This is a genomic window from Micromonospora sp. NPDC053740 (assembly GCF_040677775.1).
Classification (GTDB): Bacteria; Actinomycetota; Actinomycetes; order Mycobacteriales; family Micromonosporaceae; genus Micromonospora; species Micromonospora alfalfae.
On sequence record NZ_JBFASO010000013.1, the window covers coordinates 196,002 to 211,388 of the forward strand.

The 15,387-nt window shown below is 72.5% G+C and carries 16 protein-coding genes; 8 read left to right on the plus strand and 8 right to left on the minus strand.

Translation table 11 applies throughout. From position 1 onward, the window contains the following. The first annotated feature begins 24 nt into the window (after nucleotides 1-24). Nucleotides 25-606 carry a DNA-3-methyladenine glycosylase I gene (locus AB0K35_RS29770; protein ID WP_363889631.1) on the plus strand — a complete coding sequence of 194 codons (582 nt, stop codon included), beginning with the start codon at nucleotides 25-27 and terminating at the stop codon, nucleotides 604-606. A gap of 13 nt (nucleotides 607-619) precedes the next feature. Further along, a complete protein-coding gene (locus AB0K35_RS29775; RefSeq protein WP_357364581.1) occupies nucleotides 620-1,243 on the plus strand; it encodes a hypothetical protein in 624 nt (207 codons plus the stop codon). 162 nt (nucleotides 1,244-1,405) lie between these two features. On the opposite strand, the gene AB0K35_RS29780 is transcribed toward AB0K35_RS29775, so the two are convergent. From AB0K35_RS29780 to AB0K35_RS29795, 4 genes are read right to left on the minus strand one after another with little or no spacing between them, the layout of a single operon-like run. Continuing rightward, the gene (locus tag AB0K35_RS29780; RefSeq protein WP_363889634.1) at nucleotides 1,406-2,647 is read right to left on the minus strand and encodes a DUF1501 domain-containing protein; all 1,242 of its coding nucleotides are present in this window, start codon (nucleotides 2,645-2,647) and stop codon (nucleotides 1,406-1,408) included. A gap of 14 nt (nucleotides 2,648-2,661) precedes the next feature. Further along, complete coding sequence (locus AB0K35_RS29785) at nucleotides 2,662-3,960, minus strand: DUF1800 domain-containing protein (RefSeq protein ID WP_363889636.1); 1,299 nt, start codon at nucleotides 3,958-3,960, stop codon at nucleotides 2,662-2,664. A gap of 59 nt (nucleotides 3,961-4,019) precedes the next feature. Beyond that, nucleotides 4,020-4,811: an enoyl-CoA hydratase-related protein gene (locus AB0K35_RS29790; RefSeq protein ID WP_238671215.1), complete on the minus strand. Its 792-nt coding sequence runs from the start codon at nucleotides 4,809-4,811 to the stop codon at nucleotides 4,020-4,022. Between the two features lie 4 nt (nucleotides 4,812-4,815). Continuing rightward, complete coding sequence (locus AB0K35_RS29795) at nucleotides 4,816-5,634, minus strand: PaaX family transcriptional regulator C-terminal domain-containing protein (RefSeq protein WP_091394799.1); 819 nt, start codon at nucleotides 5,632-5,634, stop codon at nucleotides 4,816-4,818. 190 nt (nucleotides 5,635-5,824) lie between these two features. Here AB0K35_RS29795 and AB0K35_RS29800 point away from each other — a divergent pair, with 190 nt between their 5' ends. Together AB0K35_RS29800 and AB0K35_RS29805 are read left to right on the plus strand one after the other, a co-directional pair. Then, nucleotides 5,825-5,992 carry a DUF3117 domain-containing protein gene (locus tag AB0K35_RS29800; RefSeq protein ID WP_007455245.1) on the plus strand — a complete coding sequence of 56 codons (168 nt, stop codon included), beginning with the start codon at nucleotides 5,825-5,827 and terminating at the stop codon, nucleotides 5,990-5,992. Between the two features lie 147 nt (nucleotides 5,993-6,139). Next, a complete protein-coding gene (locus AB0K35_RS29805; RefSeq protein WP_363889638.1) occupies nucleotides 6,140-7,615 on the plus strand; it encodes a leucyl aminopeptidase family protein in 1,476 nt (491 codons plus the stop codon). A 54-nt stretch (nucleotides 7,616-7,669) separates the two neighbouring features. On the opposite strand, the gene AB0K35_RS29810 is transcribed toward AB0K35_RS29805, so the two are convergent. Further along, nucleotides 7,670-8,239, minus strand: coding sequence for an O-methyltransferase (locus tag AB0K35_RS29810; protein ID WP_112581855.1), 570 nt, complete (start codon nucleotides 8,237-8,239; stop codon nucleotides 7,670-7,672). A 406-nt stretch (nucleotides 8,240-8,645) separates the two neighbouring features. Between AB0K35_RS29810 and AB0K35_RS29815 the strand changes: the two genes are divergently transcribed. Both AB0K35_RS29815 and AB0K35_RS29820 read left to right on the plus strand, forming a co-directional pair. After that, nucleotides 8,646-10,007, plus strand: a complete 1,362-nt coding sequence (locus tag AB0K35_RS29815; protein ID WP_238671213.1) for a trypsin-like peptidase domain-containing protein — start codon at nucleotides 8,646-8,648, stop codon at nucleotides 10,005-10,007. Nucleotides 10,008-10,104: 97 nt separating this feature from the next. Next, entirely contained in the window at nucleotides 10,105-10,527 is a 423-nt protein-coding gene (locus AB0K35_RS29820) for a preprotein translocase subunit TatB (RefSeq protein ID WP_357364590.1), read from the plus strand. 253 nt (nucleotides 10,528-10,780) lie between these two features. On the opposite strand, the gene AB0K35_RS29825 is transcribed toward AB0K35_RS29820, so the two are convergent. The 3 genes from AB0K35_RS29825 to AB0K35_RS29835 form a co-directional block, all read right to left on the minus strand. Next, nucleotides 10,781-11,929, minus strand: a complete 1,149-nt coding sequence (locus AB0K35_RS29825) for an Mrp/NBP35 family ATP-binding protein (protein WP_145787534.1) — start codon at nucleotides 11,927-11,929, stop codon at nucleotides 10,781-10,783. A gap of 76 nt (nucleotides 11,930-12,005) precedes the next feature. Continuing rightward, complete coding sequence (locus tag AB0K35_RS29830) at nucleotides 12,006-12,656, minus strand: DUF1003 domain-containing protein (protein WP_238671211.1); 651 nt, start codon at nucleotides 12,654-12,656, stop codon at nucleotides 12,006-12,008. Next, a complete protein-coding gene (locus AB0K35_RS29835) occupies nucleotides 12,649-13,935 on the minus strand; it encodes a CBS domain-containing protein (protein WP_238671210.1) in 1,287 nt (428 codons plus the stop codon). The genes AB0K35_RS29830 and AB0K35_RS29835 overlap by 8 nt, the downstream gene beginning before the upstream one ends. 33 nt (nucleotides 13,936-13,968) lie before the next feature. On the opposite strand from AB0K35_RS29835, the gene AB0K35_RS29840 reads away from it, so the two are divergent. Next, a complete protein-coding gene (locus AB0K35_RS29840) occupies nucleotides 13,969-14,838 on the plus strand; it encodes a PhzF family phenazine biosynthesis protein (protein ID WP_238671209.1) in 870 nt (289 codons plus the stop codon). A 12-nt stretch (nucleotides 14,839-14,850) separates the two neighbouring features. After that, nucleotides 14,851-15,381 (plus strand): hypothetical protein, encoded by a 531-nt coding sequence (locus AB0K35_RS29845; RefSeq protein ID WP_112669808.1) that lies wholly within the window; start codon nucleotides 14,851-14,853, stop codon nucleotides 15,379-15,381. The last annotated feature ends 6 nt before the right edge of the window (nucleotides 15,382-15,387 follow it).

Sequence of the window (15,387 nt, forward strand, 5' to 3'; positions counted from 1 at the left end):
GACGGATGCCCTAGCGTGTACGGGGTGACTGACCTGGTGATCGGCGCCGACGGGCTGGCTCGTTGCGCCTGGGGGTCGAGCACCCCCGACTACGCCATCTACCACGACACCGAGTGGGGGCGGCCGCTGCGCGGCGACGACGCGCTCTACGAGCGGATGACGCTGGAGGCGTTCCAGTCCGGGTTGTCCTGGCTGACCATCCTGCGCAAGCGTCCGGCGTTCCGGCTGGCGTTCGACGACTTCCACATCCCGACCGTCGCCCGCTACGACGACGCCGACGTGACCCGGCTGCTCGCCGACGCCGGCATCGTCCGTAACCGGGCCAAGATCGAGGCGGCGATCGCCAACGCCCGTGCCGCACTGGAACTCCCGGAGGGCCTGTCGGCGCTGCTCTGGTCCTTCGCGCCGGAGCCCCGACCAACTCGCCCCGCCTCGTTCGCCGAGCTGGCACCGATCACCGCGGAGTCGACGGCGATGGCCAAGGCACTCAAGAAGCGCGGCTTCCGGTTCGTCGGCCCGACCACCGCGTACGCGCTGATGCAGGCCACCGGGATGGTCGACGATCACATCGTCGGCTGTCACGTCGCCCTTGCACCGGCGGCGTGATGAGATGGCAGGCATGACGACCGAGACCGCGCACCGGGCCGGTGCGGCCGGCAACGCCGACGGGGTGGGCACCTGGGCGGTACTGCTGCCCGCCGAACGGTACGAGGCCGAGCGGCTCGTGCACCACGACACGCTGGAGCTGACCGGGCTGACCGACGTCGCCCGGCCAGAGCCGGGCGACCAGGTGGCAGTGCTGGTCGACGCGCCGCCACGGCTGGTGGCCCTCGGCCGGGTCACCGCGCGGGGTCGACGCCACCGCGAAGACCCGGACGACCCGCAGTCACCGGTCGAGCCGGGCACGCTCGTCGTCGCGTACACCCGGCGGGCCTTCGACGAACCGGTGCCGGCCGACCTGCTGACGCTCGACGATCAGGTCACCGCTGTGGAGCCGGCGGCCTTCCGGGCGCTGGCCGACCAGCTCGGCCCGCCCCCGGCGCGGCGCACCTGGCTGGTCAGCCTCGACCTGCCGATCGAGGCCGGCACGCCGGCCGAGGCGGTTCGGCTGTTCTGGTCCTACGTGCAGGAGCTGGGCCCCCGTGAGCTGCCCGCCTTTGTCTCGCCGGCCGGCGACGAGCTGGCCATGCAGGCGTTCGTGCTGGGCGAGCAGGCCAACCAGGACCCGGAAGAGGACGACTAGGGCGTGTGTCGAAGTCCTCGGTCGAGCCGAGGCGGAGTCCAGGCGGCGGTTCGGCAAGGCGGAGGTTGGCCCGGATACCGGTGTTGTATCCGGGCCAACCTCCAACGCGGCCGGCCGTCGTCTGGGCCCGCCGCAGGCCGGCCAGGGGCATCGACACACGCCCTAGAACAGCTTCTCCACTCGTCCCCGCCAGTCGGCGAGGACCGGACCCGGGTCGGTGTCCAGCACACGCTCCAGCAGCGTGGCGTAGACGTCACGGAAGTCGGTGGTGTATTTCAGGTCGCCGTCGTCGAGGTCGGTGAGGCTCGGTGGTGCGCCGTGCCAGCCGCCCCGGACGCCCGCGCCGAGCAGCAGCACGTCCGAGGCGGTGCCGTGGTCGGTGCCGTCCGAGGCGTTGGCCCGTACCCGACGGCCGAACTCGGAGTAGACCGCCACCACCACCTTCCGGCCCGCCTCGGTGCGACTCATCCGGTCGGCGAACCCGGTCAACGCCCGGTCCAGCTGACCCAGCAGCACTGCCTGCAACTGCTTCTCGTCGGCGTGCGTGTCGAAGCCACCCAACGACACCGAGAAGACCCGGGTGGACACTCCCGCCTCGACGCACTGCGCCACCAGGTCGAGCTGCGCGTCCAGTGGAGTGCGGGCCCCACCGGTGGCCGTCGCGGGGGCCTGCTCGCCGTCCGGGTCCGCCGTGTCCGGGTCGGCGGAGTCGCGTACCTGGCGGATCATCTCGTCCACCGACCGCAGGTCGGCGAAGCAGGCGGCGGCCCGACCCCGGGCGGCCGACTCGCCCGCCTCGGCGGCGGCGAACGCGGTCAGTGTCGCCGCGGGCAGCCCCTTTGCGGCCTTCCGGTCGGTCACCGGCACTGCCGCACCGGCGCTCTGGGCCCCGGCCAGCAGGGGCGGCAGCGCCGGCTCGAAGGAGACCGCCAGTCGGGGATCGCCACCGGCGCGGTCCAGCCACCGCCCGAGCCAGCCGGTGTTGCCGGGTCGGTCCGGTTGCGCTGTGTGCCAGATGTCCATCGACCGGAAGTGGCTGCGGTCCGGCTTCGGGTAGCCGACCCCGCGCACGATCGCCAGCCCACCGCCGGACCAGCGCTGGTGCAGGCCGGCCAGTGCCGGGTTGAGGCCGAAGTCGTCGTCCAACCGCCGTACCTCCCCGTCCGGGTACGCCAGCTCGGGGCGGGCCGCCCGGTAGGCCGGGTCGGCGTACGGAATGACGGTGTTGAGACCGTCATTGCCGCCGTAGAGGGTCACCAGCACCAGCGTGCGGGACTGCGGGTCGCGGTCGCCGCTGGTGTCCAGCAGGTCCCGCAGGCTGTACGCGCCGGCCCCGGCGGCCAACGCGCCAGCGCCGACCACTCCGCTGGTCAGCAGGAACCTGCGTCGGGTCACTGTGTCCATGTCGACTCCTCCGCTCAGCTGACTGTGTATTCGGGGCTGACCAGGCCGGCGGCCAGCAGCTTGCGGGGCTCACCGGCCAGCGGGGTGAGAGCGGCGCGGGTGCGCCCGCTCCAGGCGTCGACCACCAGCAGTCGGGCCAGCGCGTCCGGTCGGCCGGCGGTGGGCGCAGCGGTCAGTCGGGCCAGCACCGATGGTGCTGTGGCGGCGGCGAGCACCCCTGCCGTCCGTAGCCGGGCCTGTAACGACGAGGTGGTCAGCCAGGCGGACCCGGCCGGCCATCCGCCCACGCTCGGTGGACGCAACGGCACCTGGTCGAGCGCGTTCAGACCGGCCAGCAGTTGTTTACGTTGCTGCTCGGGCAGCGCTGACGGTCGGATGCCGAGCTGCCGCAGCGCACCGACCAACCACTCGACCGGCTGTTTCACCAGCGTGCCCCGGGTCTGCGCGAAGGCCGGCGCGGAGAGGATCGCGCGCACTGTCGCGATGGTGTCCGCGCCGGCCAGACCCTCCGGCGCCGGGGTCTCGGGGCCGGCGTAGCGGAACCAGAGCCGACCGGCCACGAAGGTCGCCGCCGCCGGTTGGGCCGTCAGCAGACCGGCGTACGCCTCGGCGTCGAACCGGCCGCTCTGCCCGAGGATGTTCTTCTCGCCGGGGTCGTGCCGCTTGGGCTCGAAGCGGGCCACCCCGGTACGGCGGTCGACCACCCAGCCGGTCAACGCCCGCGCGCCGGCCTTCACGTCGGCCTCGCTGTAGGCGCCGATGCCGAGGGTGAACAGCTCCATCAGCTCGCGGGCCAGGTTCTCGTTCGGTGCCCTGCGGGTGTTCTTCTGCCCGTCCAGCCAGACGATCAGGGCGGGGTCGCGCACCATCGCGGCGACCAGCGGGCCCAGCGGTCCACGGCCGTGCCGGCGCAGCGTCTCCAACTGGCCCACCATCAGCCGCGCCGACTTGACCTTCTGCGCGCTGGTTGCCCAGTGCCCGTGCCAGAAGAACAGCAACTTCTCGGTCAGCCCGTCCTCGGCGGCCACCATCCGGTTCAGCCACCACTCGGTGACCTGCTGGAGTTGCTTGCGGCGCTCCGCGTTGGCCTGCTGCCGCTGCTCGCGGGTGGAGTCCTTGGTCAGCTCGGCGTACGGGTCGGGGGGCAGCGTCGGGGTCGGTGTGGCAGCCGCGCCCCGGTCCGTCGCCGGCTGGGTGAGCAGCCGGTCCACTGTTGCCGCCGGCCCGGCCCGTTCGGCCGCGTCCACTTCGTCGGCGGTCGGCCCGAAGGTGGCCCGGCGCAGCAGGTGCGCCACCGCTTCACGATCGCTCATGCCCGCCGACGCTAGGCGGCCCGTGTTCGAGGACGGTAAGGGAGGCGTCCGGATCGCGTTCAGCGTCCCTCGAAGACCGGTTTCTGCTTGCCGACGAAGGCGAGGGTGGCCGATCGGTGGTCGGCGGTGGCACCGCAGATCGACTGGGCCTGCGCCTCGGCGGCGAGGGCGTCGGCGAGGGTGCCGGCGTCGGCGATGGAGAGCTGTCGCTTGATCGCCCCGTAGGCGACGGTCGGGCCGGCGGCGAGGCGGGCGGCCAACTCCTGGGCGACGGGCAGCACCTGCTCGTCGTCGTCCGTCAACCTGTTGAGCAGGCCCACCCGGCAGGCCTCCTCGGCGCGGACCGGCTCGGCCAGCATCAGCAGCTCCACCGCCTTGGCGTGCCCGACCAGTCGGGGCAACGTCCAGGAGGCGCCGGTGTCGGCGGCGAGACCGACCTTGGCGAAGGCCATCAGGAAGCTTGTGGACGGGCCGCCGATGCGGATGTCGGCCAGGAACGCCAGCGACGCGCCGGCCCCGGCGGCCATCCCACGGACCGCGGCGATCACCGGCTTGGGCAGGTTGGCGAGTCGGGCGGCGATCGGGTTGTAGTGCGCCCGCACGGTGCCCAGCGGGTCGTTGGCGGAGTTTTCCAGGGTGGCCACGTGCTCGCGCAGGTCCTGCCCGGCGCTGAACGATCCGCCGGCCCCGGCCAGGACGACAGCGCGGCAGGACCTGTCGGTCTCCAACTCCGCGAGGGCGTCCCGCAGCGCCTCCTTGAGCGCCACGTCGAGCGCGTTCATCGCGTTCGGCCGGTTCAGCGTGAGGGTGACGACGGCATCGGTCCGGTCGACCAGCAGCGGCTCGGTCACGTGTCTAACGACCCTTCTGTCGGACGATGCGGTTGCCGGCGTCGAGGCACTGTTCGACGTACCGGTCGGCGGCCGGGCGCAGGCGGGCTGCGTGCCGGTCGAAGAAACTGGCAGCGGCGGTGCCGGGCCACCGCTCGGGCAGCAGCGCCGGGGGCAGTTGCGGATCCTGGAAGAGGAACGTACGCCAGGCGTGCACGAGGCGGAACCGCGTCGCGTACGCCTCCTCGTCGCTGCTGCGTACCGTGACAGCGGCGAGCAGCGGGCGCTGGTCCGCGACGAACCGCTCGTAGGCGCGGCCGATCTCGGCCAGGTTCCAGGCGCGCCGGACCACGCCCATCGCGCCGGGGGTGCCGGAGAAGTGCGAGGCGGTGAACCGCTCGAAGCGGATGCCGGTCTCGGCGAGGAGCAGGTCGACGTCCTCGGCGGGGCGGGTGGCGACCCAGGTCTGCTCGTCGAGCGTCCCGTAGCCGAGGAAGCTCAGGTTGGCGGCGAGCCGCTGGCGGTCCCGTCGGGAGCCCGGGGCCTCCAACACCAGCAGATCGAATCGGCCGTCCCAGGTGACCCGGCCGGTCCGGTAGATCCGGGCAGCTGCCTCGTCGAGTCGGCGGGCAGCTTTCGGTGTGATCGAATATCCCGGTCCGGAGACCAACCGGAGGGGCTCGAGCCAGCCTTGACGCACCATCCGGGAGACGGCGGTGCGAACTGCTGGCGGTGCGATTCCCAGCGGCGCCAGTAGCTTGACCAGGGCAGCAACCGGTGCCCGGCCACCCCTCGGACGGAGGTGGTCGCCGTACAGGTCGAAGAGTGCCGACCGTGCCTGCATGACCGCACATTGTGACAGGCCTTCTCAAGATAAGCTAGATGCTGTTACATCAATGCTGCTCCGGTTTGGGTCCGGCGGTGTTCATCAGGGAAAATCGTCAGTCGACACCCCCGCGACCGTTGCGGGTGGTCGTGACGAAGTGGCTGTGGGGCAACCCACCGACCCTGGTGTAGGTCTGAGGGGAGACAACATGGCGGCGATGAAGCCGCGGACGGGCGACGGTCCGCTGGAAGTCACCAAGGAGGGGCGGGGCATCGTCATGCGGGTCCCGCTGGAGGGCGGTGGCCGGCTCGTCGTCGAGATGACTCCCGACGAGGCCAACGCGCTCGGTGACGCACTGAAGGCAGCGGCCGGCTGAGTAAGGAGTGCTCCGGGCGGCTCACGCCGCCCGGAACGTTCTTCAGGCCCTGAGCCACCGGAATCACCGGTGGCTCAGGGTCTTCAACGCTGCGGGCAGGTGGGTTCGCCGTCGGCCCGCGACACTTTCCTGGAGGTACGGTTCCGCGTGCTCGCCATTCGTCTGATCGCCGAGCCCGACCGGCTCGACGTCCTCGTCCTGCCCGTCCGCTCCGCCGATTCGACGGCGGAGGGTGACACCTCTGCCGAGCCGGTGCCGACCGCCGTGGCGGGCCCGGACGGCACTGCCGACGAGGCGGCCGCGCTGGCGTCAGCGGCCCGGCTGACCGGCCGGGCTGGCGAGATCCACACCCAGCTGCGCCCCGGACGTACCCCCGGCCGACTGCTGCTGCTCGGCATCGGTGACGGCGACGAGGCGGCCTGGCGGACGGCCGGCGCGGCACTGGCCCGCTCAGCTTCGGCTGAGACGCATATCACCATCGCGCTTCCAGCCGAGGTCACCCCGGCCGCGGTTCGCGGGCTGACCGAGGGGCTGCTGCTCGCCCCGTACCGGTTCCGACTCACCGAGGCCGGTGACCGACCGGCGCTCAGCGGCGTCGACCTGCTGCTCGACGACCCCACCGGGTACGAGGACACCGTCGCCACGGCCCGAACCACCGCCGCGATGACCCATCTCGCCCGGGACCTGACAAACACTCCCTCGTCGGTGAAGACCCCGCAGTGGTTCGCCGACCAGGTGGCCTCCGCCGCAGCCGACCTTCCGGACCTGCGACTGCGGGTCCGTGGCCCGGCCGAGCTGACCACCGAGGGCTTCGGCGGGATCCTCGCCGTGGGCGGTGGCTCCGCCAGCGGACCACGGCTGGTCGAACTGGACTGGCACCCCGCCAACGCGCGCACCCACGTGGTGCTGATCGGCAAGGGCATCACCTTCGACACCGGCGGCATCTCGATCAAGCCGGTGGCGTCGATGAAGCTGATGCGCAAGGACATGGCCGGCGCGGCCGCTGTCGTCGCCGCCACACTGGGCGCCGCCGCGCTGCGGCTGCCGGTCCGGATCACCACGTTGACCCCGCTGGCCGAGAACATGGTCAGCGGCTCGGCGTTCCGCCCCGGCGACGTGATCCGGCACTACGGCGGTACGACCAGCGAGACGACGAACTCCGACGCCGAGGGTCGGCTGGTCCTCGCCGACGCGCTGGCGTACGCGGTGCAGCAGCTCAAGCCGGACCTGTTGCTCGACCTGGCCACGCTCACCGGCGCGAACTCGGTGGCGCTGGGCAAGCGCACCGCCGCCCTGTACAGCGAGAACGACGAACTGGCCGACGGCGTGCTGGCTGCCGCCGAGGCGGCCGGCGAGTCGGCGTGGCGGATGCCGCTGCACACCGACTATGTGGAGTACCTCGGCAGCGAGATCGCCGACCTCTACAGCGCACCCACCCAGGGTGCGGGCTCGGTGCTGGCCGCGCTCTACCTGCGCGAGTTCACCGGCGAACTACGCGACCGCTGGCTGCACCTGGACATGTCCGCCCCGTCCTGGGCCGACGGCGACCAGGCCGAGGTCAGCCGTGGCGCCACCGGCTGGGGCGTCCGCTCGTTGCTGCGCTGGCTCGCCGACGTCAACTAGGGCGTGGGTCAGAGCCTCGGCGCGACCGAGGCTCTGACCCGTCCTGCGCGCGAATCAGCACTTCACAGCGGCGAGTAGCCCATGCCCGACCGGAAGCAGCGCGGGGATCCAGTGCTCCGACTCCCGGACCGCCTTGATCGTTTCGCGAACCGTCACCGTCTCCGCGTCCCGGGCGGACGGGTCGCCGATCCGGTCGCTGGCCAGCACACCGTTGAGCGCCAGCACGCCCCCCGGGCGCAACAGCCGCAGCGCCGCCTCCACGCAGGCGTGGAAGCCGGTCGCCTCCGCGTCCACGAAGACCAGGTCGTAGGCACCGTCGGCGAGCCGGGGCAGCACGTCGAGCGCCCGACCGGTGATGATCCGGGTACGCCCGGCCGCGAAACCCGCCTCGGCGAAGATTCGCCTGGCGATCCGCTGGTGCTCCACCTCCACGTCGATGGTGGTGAGCACGCCGTCGACGCGCATGCCGCGCAGCAACCAGACGCCGCTGACCCCGGTGCCGGTGCCGATCTCCACCACCGCACGGGCGTTGCCGGCGGCGGCCAGCAGTCGCAGCGCCGCCCCCGCGCCGGGGGTGACCGCGTCGAGGCCCACCTCCCGGGCCAGGCTGCGGGCGGTACGCAGAACGAGATCCTCGGTGACGTACGACTCGGCGAAGTGCTGGGCCTGTGTCGTCGAACTGCCGGAACCGGCGGCCGTGGCGATGGAGCACCTCCGGGGGCGGTGCGTGGTGCGGGGGCGGGTTGGCACTGTGAGCGTAGAGGCGACCGTTGTGGGGCGCAGCCGCGCCTCCGCCGGAAGCGATCACGGGGCAACCGCTGACTGCACCGCGTCCATCCGTGCAATCCTGGAGGCGGTATCCCGTCAGCCGCGACCAGACCGGCCAGTGGCCGGGCGACGCGGCGCGGGATCCGGGGACGGACTGGGAGGCACCGACGTGACCGACGGCTGGGACTGGCGCCGGGGCGGTGAGACTCCGGCTCCGGCGCGACCGCCCGGGGCAGGAGCCCCGTCGGTGGGGCCGCCGAGCATGCCGGGGGCTGATGGCACGCCCCTCGCCTCGCCAGGCGGCGCGCCCACACCGGGGTGGCCGGCGTCTTCCGGCGCGCCCACAGCGGCCTGGCCGGCGTCTTCCGGTGGCCCGACACCGGGCTGGCCCAACTCGGCTGCGGGCGGGCCCAACTCGGCCGAGGCGTCGGCCTGGTGGTCGGACGCGCTCGCCGACCCCTGGCGCGACCCGGCGGCCCCGGCGGCTGTGGTGGTGCCCGGGGTGGTGGCTCCCGGCACCGAGCCCGAGCCGGTCAGCGACCCCGACGCGCCGGGCCGGCCGACACTGCGCCACCTGTTGCTCATTCCCGTGATCACCGCGCTGCTGGCCGGCACCCTCGGCGGTGCGTTGGGCTACGCGTTCGCGGTGCGCGGCGGCGCTGGTGCGGCGGTCCTCGGTGCTGCGCCCGCTGAGGTGCCGGCGCTGGCGCAGCGCAAGCCGGAGTCGCTGGCCGGGGTCGCCGAACGGGTCCTGCCCAGCGTGGTCACCGTACGGGTGAGCAGCCTCGGCGGGACCAGTGAGGGTTCCGGGTTCATCGCCAGCGCCGACGGTCATGTGATCACCAATGATCATGTGGTGGCCGGCGGCACCGGTAAGGCCTCGGTGGTCTTCAACGACGGCAGCACCGCACCGGCGACCATCGTCGGTCAGGACGCGGAGTCGGACATCGCGGTGATCAAGGTGAGCCGTCAGGGGTTGCGACCCGTGGAGTTCGGCGACTCCGACGCGCTGGCGGTCGGTGACCCCGTGCTCGCCATCGGCTCGCCGTTGTCGCTGGCCAACACGGTCACTGCCGGCATCGTGAGTGCGCTGGACCGGACGATGCAGGCCGGCGAGCCGGGCGGCCCGGTGCGTTACTACGCCGCCATCCAGACCGACGCCGCGGTCAACCACGGCAACTCGGGCGGCCCACTTGTCGACGGCGCCGGCCGGGTGGTCGGAGTTAACTCCACCATCAAGTCACTTGTCGCCGAGGGGCAGGAGGCGGGCAATATCGGGCTCGCCTTCGCCATCCCGATCAACCAGGCCAAGCGGGTGACCCAGGACATCATCGGCACCGGCAAGGCCCGGCGTACGGTGATCGGCGCCCGGGCGGACGGCCCGACCGGGGTTGTCGGGGGCGGCCTGCGGCTGGCCGAGGTGGAGCCGTCCGGCCCCGCTGACGGCGCAGGACTGAAGGTCGGCGACGTGATCCTCAAGATCAACGGGCGGCCGATGACCGAGCCGACGGATCTGACCGCGTTGGTCCGCAAGTACGCGCCGGGCTCGGTCGTGACAGTCGAGTATCGGCGGGGTTCCGCCCGGCAGAACACCTCGGTAACTCTCGCCGCGGACGCGAAGTGATTCACCGCGGAAGCGAGACGAACAGCGGCGCACCCCCTGCCCGAAAGCCGTCCGCCGTGCGTAGTCTTGCTGCTGACGCCGAGAGGAGGCCCGCGGAATGCTCGACAACCTGAACTGGTGGGAAATCGGTGCGCTGCTGCTCCTGGCGCTGTTGATCTTCGGCGACCGGCTCCCCGCCGTGATCACCGACGGCCTGCGGTTGGTGCGCAACCTGCGCAACATGGCCCGCAACGCCACCGGCGACCTGAGCCGTGAGCTGGGCACCGACATCCAACTGGAAGACCTGCACCCGAAGGCGTTCATCCGCAAGCACCTCCTCAGCGAGGAGGACGAGGCGGCGATCCGCAAGCCGTTGCAGGGCGTCTACGACAACCTGCGCGCGGACGTCAGCGGCGTGCACAACGACCTGAAGGACGTGGCCAACGCCGCCGACCTGCGGTCGAGCGAAGCCCGGTCCGGCGCGGCCACCAGCAGCCCCCCGGCTCCGGCCCCCCGCGTCAGCTACGACGACGCCACCTGACCGACCCGTACCCCTGCCCCTGGGAAGGCGGCCGACCCACCGCTCGGCTGGATCGTGCCCGCCTGGGCCCGGCGTCGCCTTTGATCAGCTCGGGTTTCCGGAAGTCGCGGCATTCCACGCCGGTCAAAGGGCCGACTCCCTGAAACCCGAGTTGATCATGCCGGTCACTCGCGGCGGCCTGGCCGTGCCATCCACCGACGCGACTCAGCCCGCCGGCCAGCAGTGGCCGACGGGCTGACGGTGTTCCGGGTGGTCAGCGGCCAGCGGGCTTGAGGCCGAGTGGCTTGCCGAGCAGTGACTCGCGGCGCAGGGCGAGCCGGTCGGCGATCGTGCCGAGCGCCTGCGCGGCCGGGGACTCCGGCTCGGCCAGCACGATCGGGTTGCCGGCATCGCCGGCCTCGCGGACCCGGGTGTCCAGTGGGATCTGACCGAGCAGCGGCACCTGGGCGCCGATGGTCCGGCTCAGCGACTCGGCAACCGCCTCACCACCGCCGGCGCCGAAGATCTCCATCCGGGAGCCGTCCGGCAGCTCCAGCCAGGACATGTTCTCGATGACGCCGACCACCCGCTGGTGGGTCTGCAGGGCGATCGCCCCGGCCCGCTCCGCCACCTCCGCGGCGGCCGTCTGCGGGGTGGTGACGATCAGGATCTCCGAGTTGGGCAGCAACTGGGCCAGCGAGATGGCCACGTCACCAGTGCCCGGCGGCAGGTCGAGCAGGAGCACGTCCAGGTCGCCCCAGTAGACGTCGGCCAGGAACTGCTGCAGTGCCCGGTGCAGCATCGGGCCGCGCCACACGACGGCGGCGTTGCCCGACGTGAACATGCCAATGGAGATCACCTTCACGCCGTGCGACTGCGGCGGCATGATCATGTCTTCGACGCGGGTGGGCCGCGCCTCAGTGCCGAGCATCCGGGGCACCGAGTGGCCGTAGATGTCGGCGTCGACGACCCCGACGGAGAGCCCACGGGCGGCGAGCGCCGCCGCCAGGTTGACGGTGACGCTGGACTTGCCGACGCCGCCCTTGCCGCTGGCCACCGCGTACACGCGGGTGCGCGAGCCGGGCTGGGCGAACGGGATGACCGGCTCCTCGGTGGCGCCACCGCCGCGCAGCTGCGACTGCAACGACTGCCGCTGCTCGGGGGTCATCACCCCAAAGTCGATCTCCACGCCGGTGACGCCGGGCACCGCGGCGACGGCGGCGGTGATGTCCGTACGCAGCTTGTCCTTCAGCGGGCAGCCGGCGACTGTGAGCAGCAGCTCGACGCGGACCACGCCGCTGGCACCGATCGTGGCGGAGCGGACCATGCCCAGCTCGGTGATGGGCCGGCGGATCTCCGGGTCGTTGACGGTGGCCAGGGCGGCCTGGATCGCGTCCTCGACGGTGCTCACTGGTGCTGACATGCCCGCAATGCTACGTCGCGGGGCATCCGTTGCCGCCGCTGCCCGGGGCGGTGTGAGCCAATCGATGACCCGTCGGTCAGCTCTCTGACCGGCGCGGGCCGGTGCCGTCCGGCCGGGCGTCCCGGGTGAAGTCGCCGTCCAGGTCGTCGCGGGGTTCCTCCAGGCCGACACCGTCGGTCGGCCGCTGGCCACGTCGCTCCTGCCGGCTGTCCTTCTCCTGCTGGCGGCGCTCCAGTCGCTGCCGGCGTTGCCCCATCTCGTCCAGTTCCTCGGCCAGCCGGGCCAGCTCGGAGCGGAGGAAGTCACGGGTGGCCACCTCACCCAGGGCGATCCGCAGGGCCGCGATCTCCCGGGCCAGGTACTCGGTGTCCGCCTTCTGCGCGGTGGCTCGCCGCCGGTCCTCCTCCAGGGCCACCCGGTCCCGGTCGGCCTGCCGGTTCTGGGCCAGCAGGATCAGCGGGGCCGCGTAGCTGGCCTGCAACGACAGCACCAGGGTCAAAAACGTGAAGGTGTACGGGTCGAAGCGCAGGTTCGCCGGGGCCAGGGTGTTCCAGGCGAACCAGATCGCGATCACCACAGTCATGACGACGATGAAGTTCGCGGTGCCCATGCCCCGGGCGATGCCCTCGGACCACCGACCGAACGCCTCCGCGTCGAACCGGGGCAGCTTGACGCCCCGGGGCTCGCGCGGCTGGTCGAGCCGTTCGTTCCGCCGCTGCTCAGCCATCCGCGCCGTCCAGCGCAGGGTCGGTGGTGCCCGGGGCGGCCAGGGCGTCGCGGTCCCGCCAGTCCCGGGGCAGCGAGTGGTCCAGCACGTCGTCGACCGTGACGGCGCCGACCAGCCGGTTGTTGCGATCGATCACCGGCATGGCGACCAGGTCGTAGGTGGCCATCCGGCGGGTGATCTCCGGCAGTGGCGTGGTGGGGCGCAGCGGGTCGATGTCGTTGACCACCACCTTGCCCAGCAGATCGGCCGGTGGTTCGCGCAGCAGGGCCTGGAAGTGCACCATGCCCAGGTAACGGCCGGTCGGCGTGTTCTGCGGTGCCCGGGTCACGAAGACCTGCGCGGCGACGGCGGGGGACAGCTGTGGCTCCCGGATCCGGGCCAGCGCCTCGGCGACTGTGGCGTCCGGCGGGAGGATGACCGGCTCGGACGTCATCACACTGCCCGCCGTGCCGGGGGTGTACTTCAGCAGTTGGCGTACCGGGTCGGCCTCGTCCGGCTCCATCAGGTCCAGCAGCACGTCCTGCTCGGGTGGGGGCAGTTCGTTGAGCAGGTCCGCGGCGTCGTCCGGGTCCATCTCCTCCAGGACGTCGGCGGCCCGCTCCCGGTCCAGGGCGGCGAGGATCTCCACCTGGTCGTGCTCCGGCAGCTCGCTGAGCACGTCGGCCAGTCGCTCGTCGTCCAGCGCGGCCGCGACCTCGTTGCGTCGCGCGTCGGGCAGATCCTGCAACGCGTTGGCCAGGTCGGCGGGGCGCATGTCCTCCAGGACGGCGAGCAGGTTCGCCGTACCCCGGTTGTCGGCGATGCCGCTGAGCCCGCGCACCCGGTCCCACTCGACCTGGTGCAGGTGGCCGCGGCGGCTGAGCCGACCGGTCTGCTCGCGTACGGCGACACGGGTCAGCGACCACTCGCCGCCCCTGGTGCACTCCATCGCGACGTCCACGACAGCGCCGGGCTGGCCGCCCGGGTCGAGTTGCACCCGCCGGTCGAGCAGCTCCTGGAGCACCAACAGCTCGTTTGGGCGCTTCTCGAACCGGCGCAGGTTGAGGGTGCCGGAGCCGAGCACGACGGCGTCCGCGTCGATGGAGGTGATCCGGTTGATGGACAGGAAGATCCGACGACGCATCGGCATCTCGGCGACGAGGCCCACCACCTCCGGCGGACGTTTCGTCGCCCGCAGCCGTGCCACGGCGTCACGAACCCGGCCCACCTGGTCGCCGTTCGGGTCGAAGACGGCGACTCCGGCGAGACGGGCGATGTAGACCCGGGTCGGCGTACTCACGGGCACCAGCCTAAGCGCCTAGTGTTTATCAACATGTCGACAGTGGCCTACGAGATCGTGGACGTCTTCACCGATCGCCCCTTCGCCGGCAACCCGCTGGCGGTGGTGTTCGGCGCGGAGGCGCTGGCCACCGAGCAGATGCAGGCGCTCGCGTTGGAGTTCAACCTGTCCGAGACGGTGTTCGTGCTGCCGCCGACCCAGGTCGGCGTCACCTACCGGGCCAGGATCTTCACTCCGGTGGAGGAGTTGCCCTTCGCCGGTCACCCCAGCGTCGGCGCGGCGGTCACCGCCTGCCGGCGGGGCATGTTCGGTGTGGGGCAGGTCACCCAGGAGTGCCGGGCCGGTGTGCTGCCGATCGAGGTGACCGCGTCCGGGGCGACGCTGACCGGTGGCGCCCCGACGCTCGGGCCGGAGCTGGACCCGGAGCCGTTGCTGGAGATCGCCGGCCTGGTCGCCGGGGACCACATCGGGCCCGCGCCACGGGTCGCCGGCTGCGGGCTGGAGTTCCCGTACCTGCCGGTGCGTCCGGAGTCGGTGGCCCGGGCCCGGGTGGACCCGGCGGCGGCGCAGCGGTACGGGGTGTCGCACGTCAGCGTCTTCTCCTGGGACGCGGCGGCGCAAACCGCGCACGCCCGGGTCTTCGTGCCGGGGATCGGCGTTCCGGAGGACCCGGCGACCGGTTCGGCGGCGCTCGGCCTCGGTGTCTGGCTGGTGGCGAGTGGTCTGCTGCCCGGCGAGGGGCGGTCGGAGTACGCGGTCCGTCAGGGCGCGGAGATGAACCGGCCGTCCGCGTTGGCCTGCACCGTCACAGCGGCGAACGGGGTGGCGGTCGGCGCGACGGTCGCCGGCCAGGTGGTGCCGGTGGCCCGCGGCGAGATCGCCGTGCCGCCGTTCGTGGGCTGAGCGGAGGCGCCGATGCGGGAGGATGCGGGTGTGACGGACGAGGACGCCCCCGGGGGCACCCCACTGGTCGACGAGGCGATGAAGAAGGCCGCCGTGGCCTGGGTCAGCGTTGCGGGCGGGCCGGCGCTTGCGCTCTGGTGCGCCCCGCTGGAGGGCGCGCTGCTGGTGGTCAGCGGGCCGGGCGAGCAGGCCGCACCGGGTCTCGCCGACGCGACCGAGGCCCAGGTCACCCTGCGCGGCGACCACGGCGGCCGGATCGTCACCTGGCCGGCCCGGGTGAGCCGGTTGCAGCCGGGCACCGAGGCGTGGGACGTCGCCGCGCCGCTGGTGGCGGCGAAGCGCCTCAACGCGCCCGGTCCGACCGCTGACCTGGTGGCCCGATGGGCCGCCGACGGATGCGCTGTGAACCGCCTTGCCCCGGCCGGTACGCCGCTGGCCGGAGCGGAGTTACCGGCCGACGCGCAGGCCGAGCCACCTCGGGCGACTCCGGCGGTCCGGGCCACCCGCAAGCCGTTCCGCCTGCACCGGGTCCGCCGCCGCTGATCGGTT

Coding starts and splice junctions, on each gene's coding strand:
- AB0K35_RS29845 (WP_112669808.1), top strand. CDS start 14,851: ATGCGGGAGGATGCGGGTGTGACGGACGAGGACGCCCCCGGGGGCACC.
- AB0K35_RS29785 (WP_363889636.1), bottom strand. CDS start 3,960: ATGAGCGATCGTGAAGCGGTGGCGCACCTGCTGCGCCGGGCCACCTTC.
- AB0K35_RS29795 (WP_091394799.1), bottom strand. CDS start 5,634: ATGCAGGCACGGTCGGCACTCTTCGACCTGTACGGCGACCACCTCCGT.
- AB0K35_RS29800 (WP_007455245.1), top strand. CDS start 5,825: ATGGCGGCGATGAAGCCGCGGACGGGCGACGGTCCGCTGGAAGTCACC.
- AB0K35_RS29815 (WP_238671213.1), top strand. CDS start 8,646: ATGCCGGGGGCTGATGGCACGCCCCTCGCCTCGCCAGGCGGCGCGCCC.
- AB0K35_RS29825 (WP_145787534.1), bottom strand. CDS start 11,929: ATGTCAGCACCAGTGAGCACCGTCGAGGACGCGATCCAGGCCGCCCTG.
- AB0K35_RS29775 (WP_357364581.1), top strand. CDS start 620: ATGACGACCGAGACCGCGCACCGGGCCGGTGCGGCCGGCAACGCCGAC.
- AB0K35_RS29820 (WP_357364590.1), top strand. CDS start 10,105: ATGCTCGACAACCTGAACTGGTGGGAAATCGGTGCGCTGCTGCTCCTG.
- AB0K35_RS29780 (WP_363889634.1), bottom strand. CDS start 2,647: ATGGACACAGTGACCCGACGCAGGTTCCTGCTGACCAGCGGAGTGGTC.
- AB0K35_RS29830 (WP_238671211.1), bottom strand. CDS start 12,656: ATGGCTGAGCAGCGGCGGAACGAACGGCTCGACCAGCCGCGCGAGCCC.
- AB0K35_RS29840 (WP_238671209.1), top strand. CDS start 13,969: ATGTCGACAGTGGCCTACGAGATCGTGGACGTCTTCACCGATCGCCCC.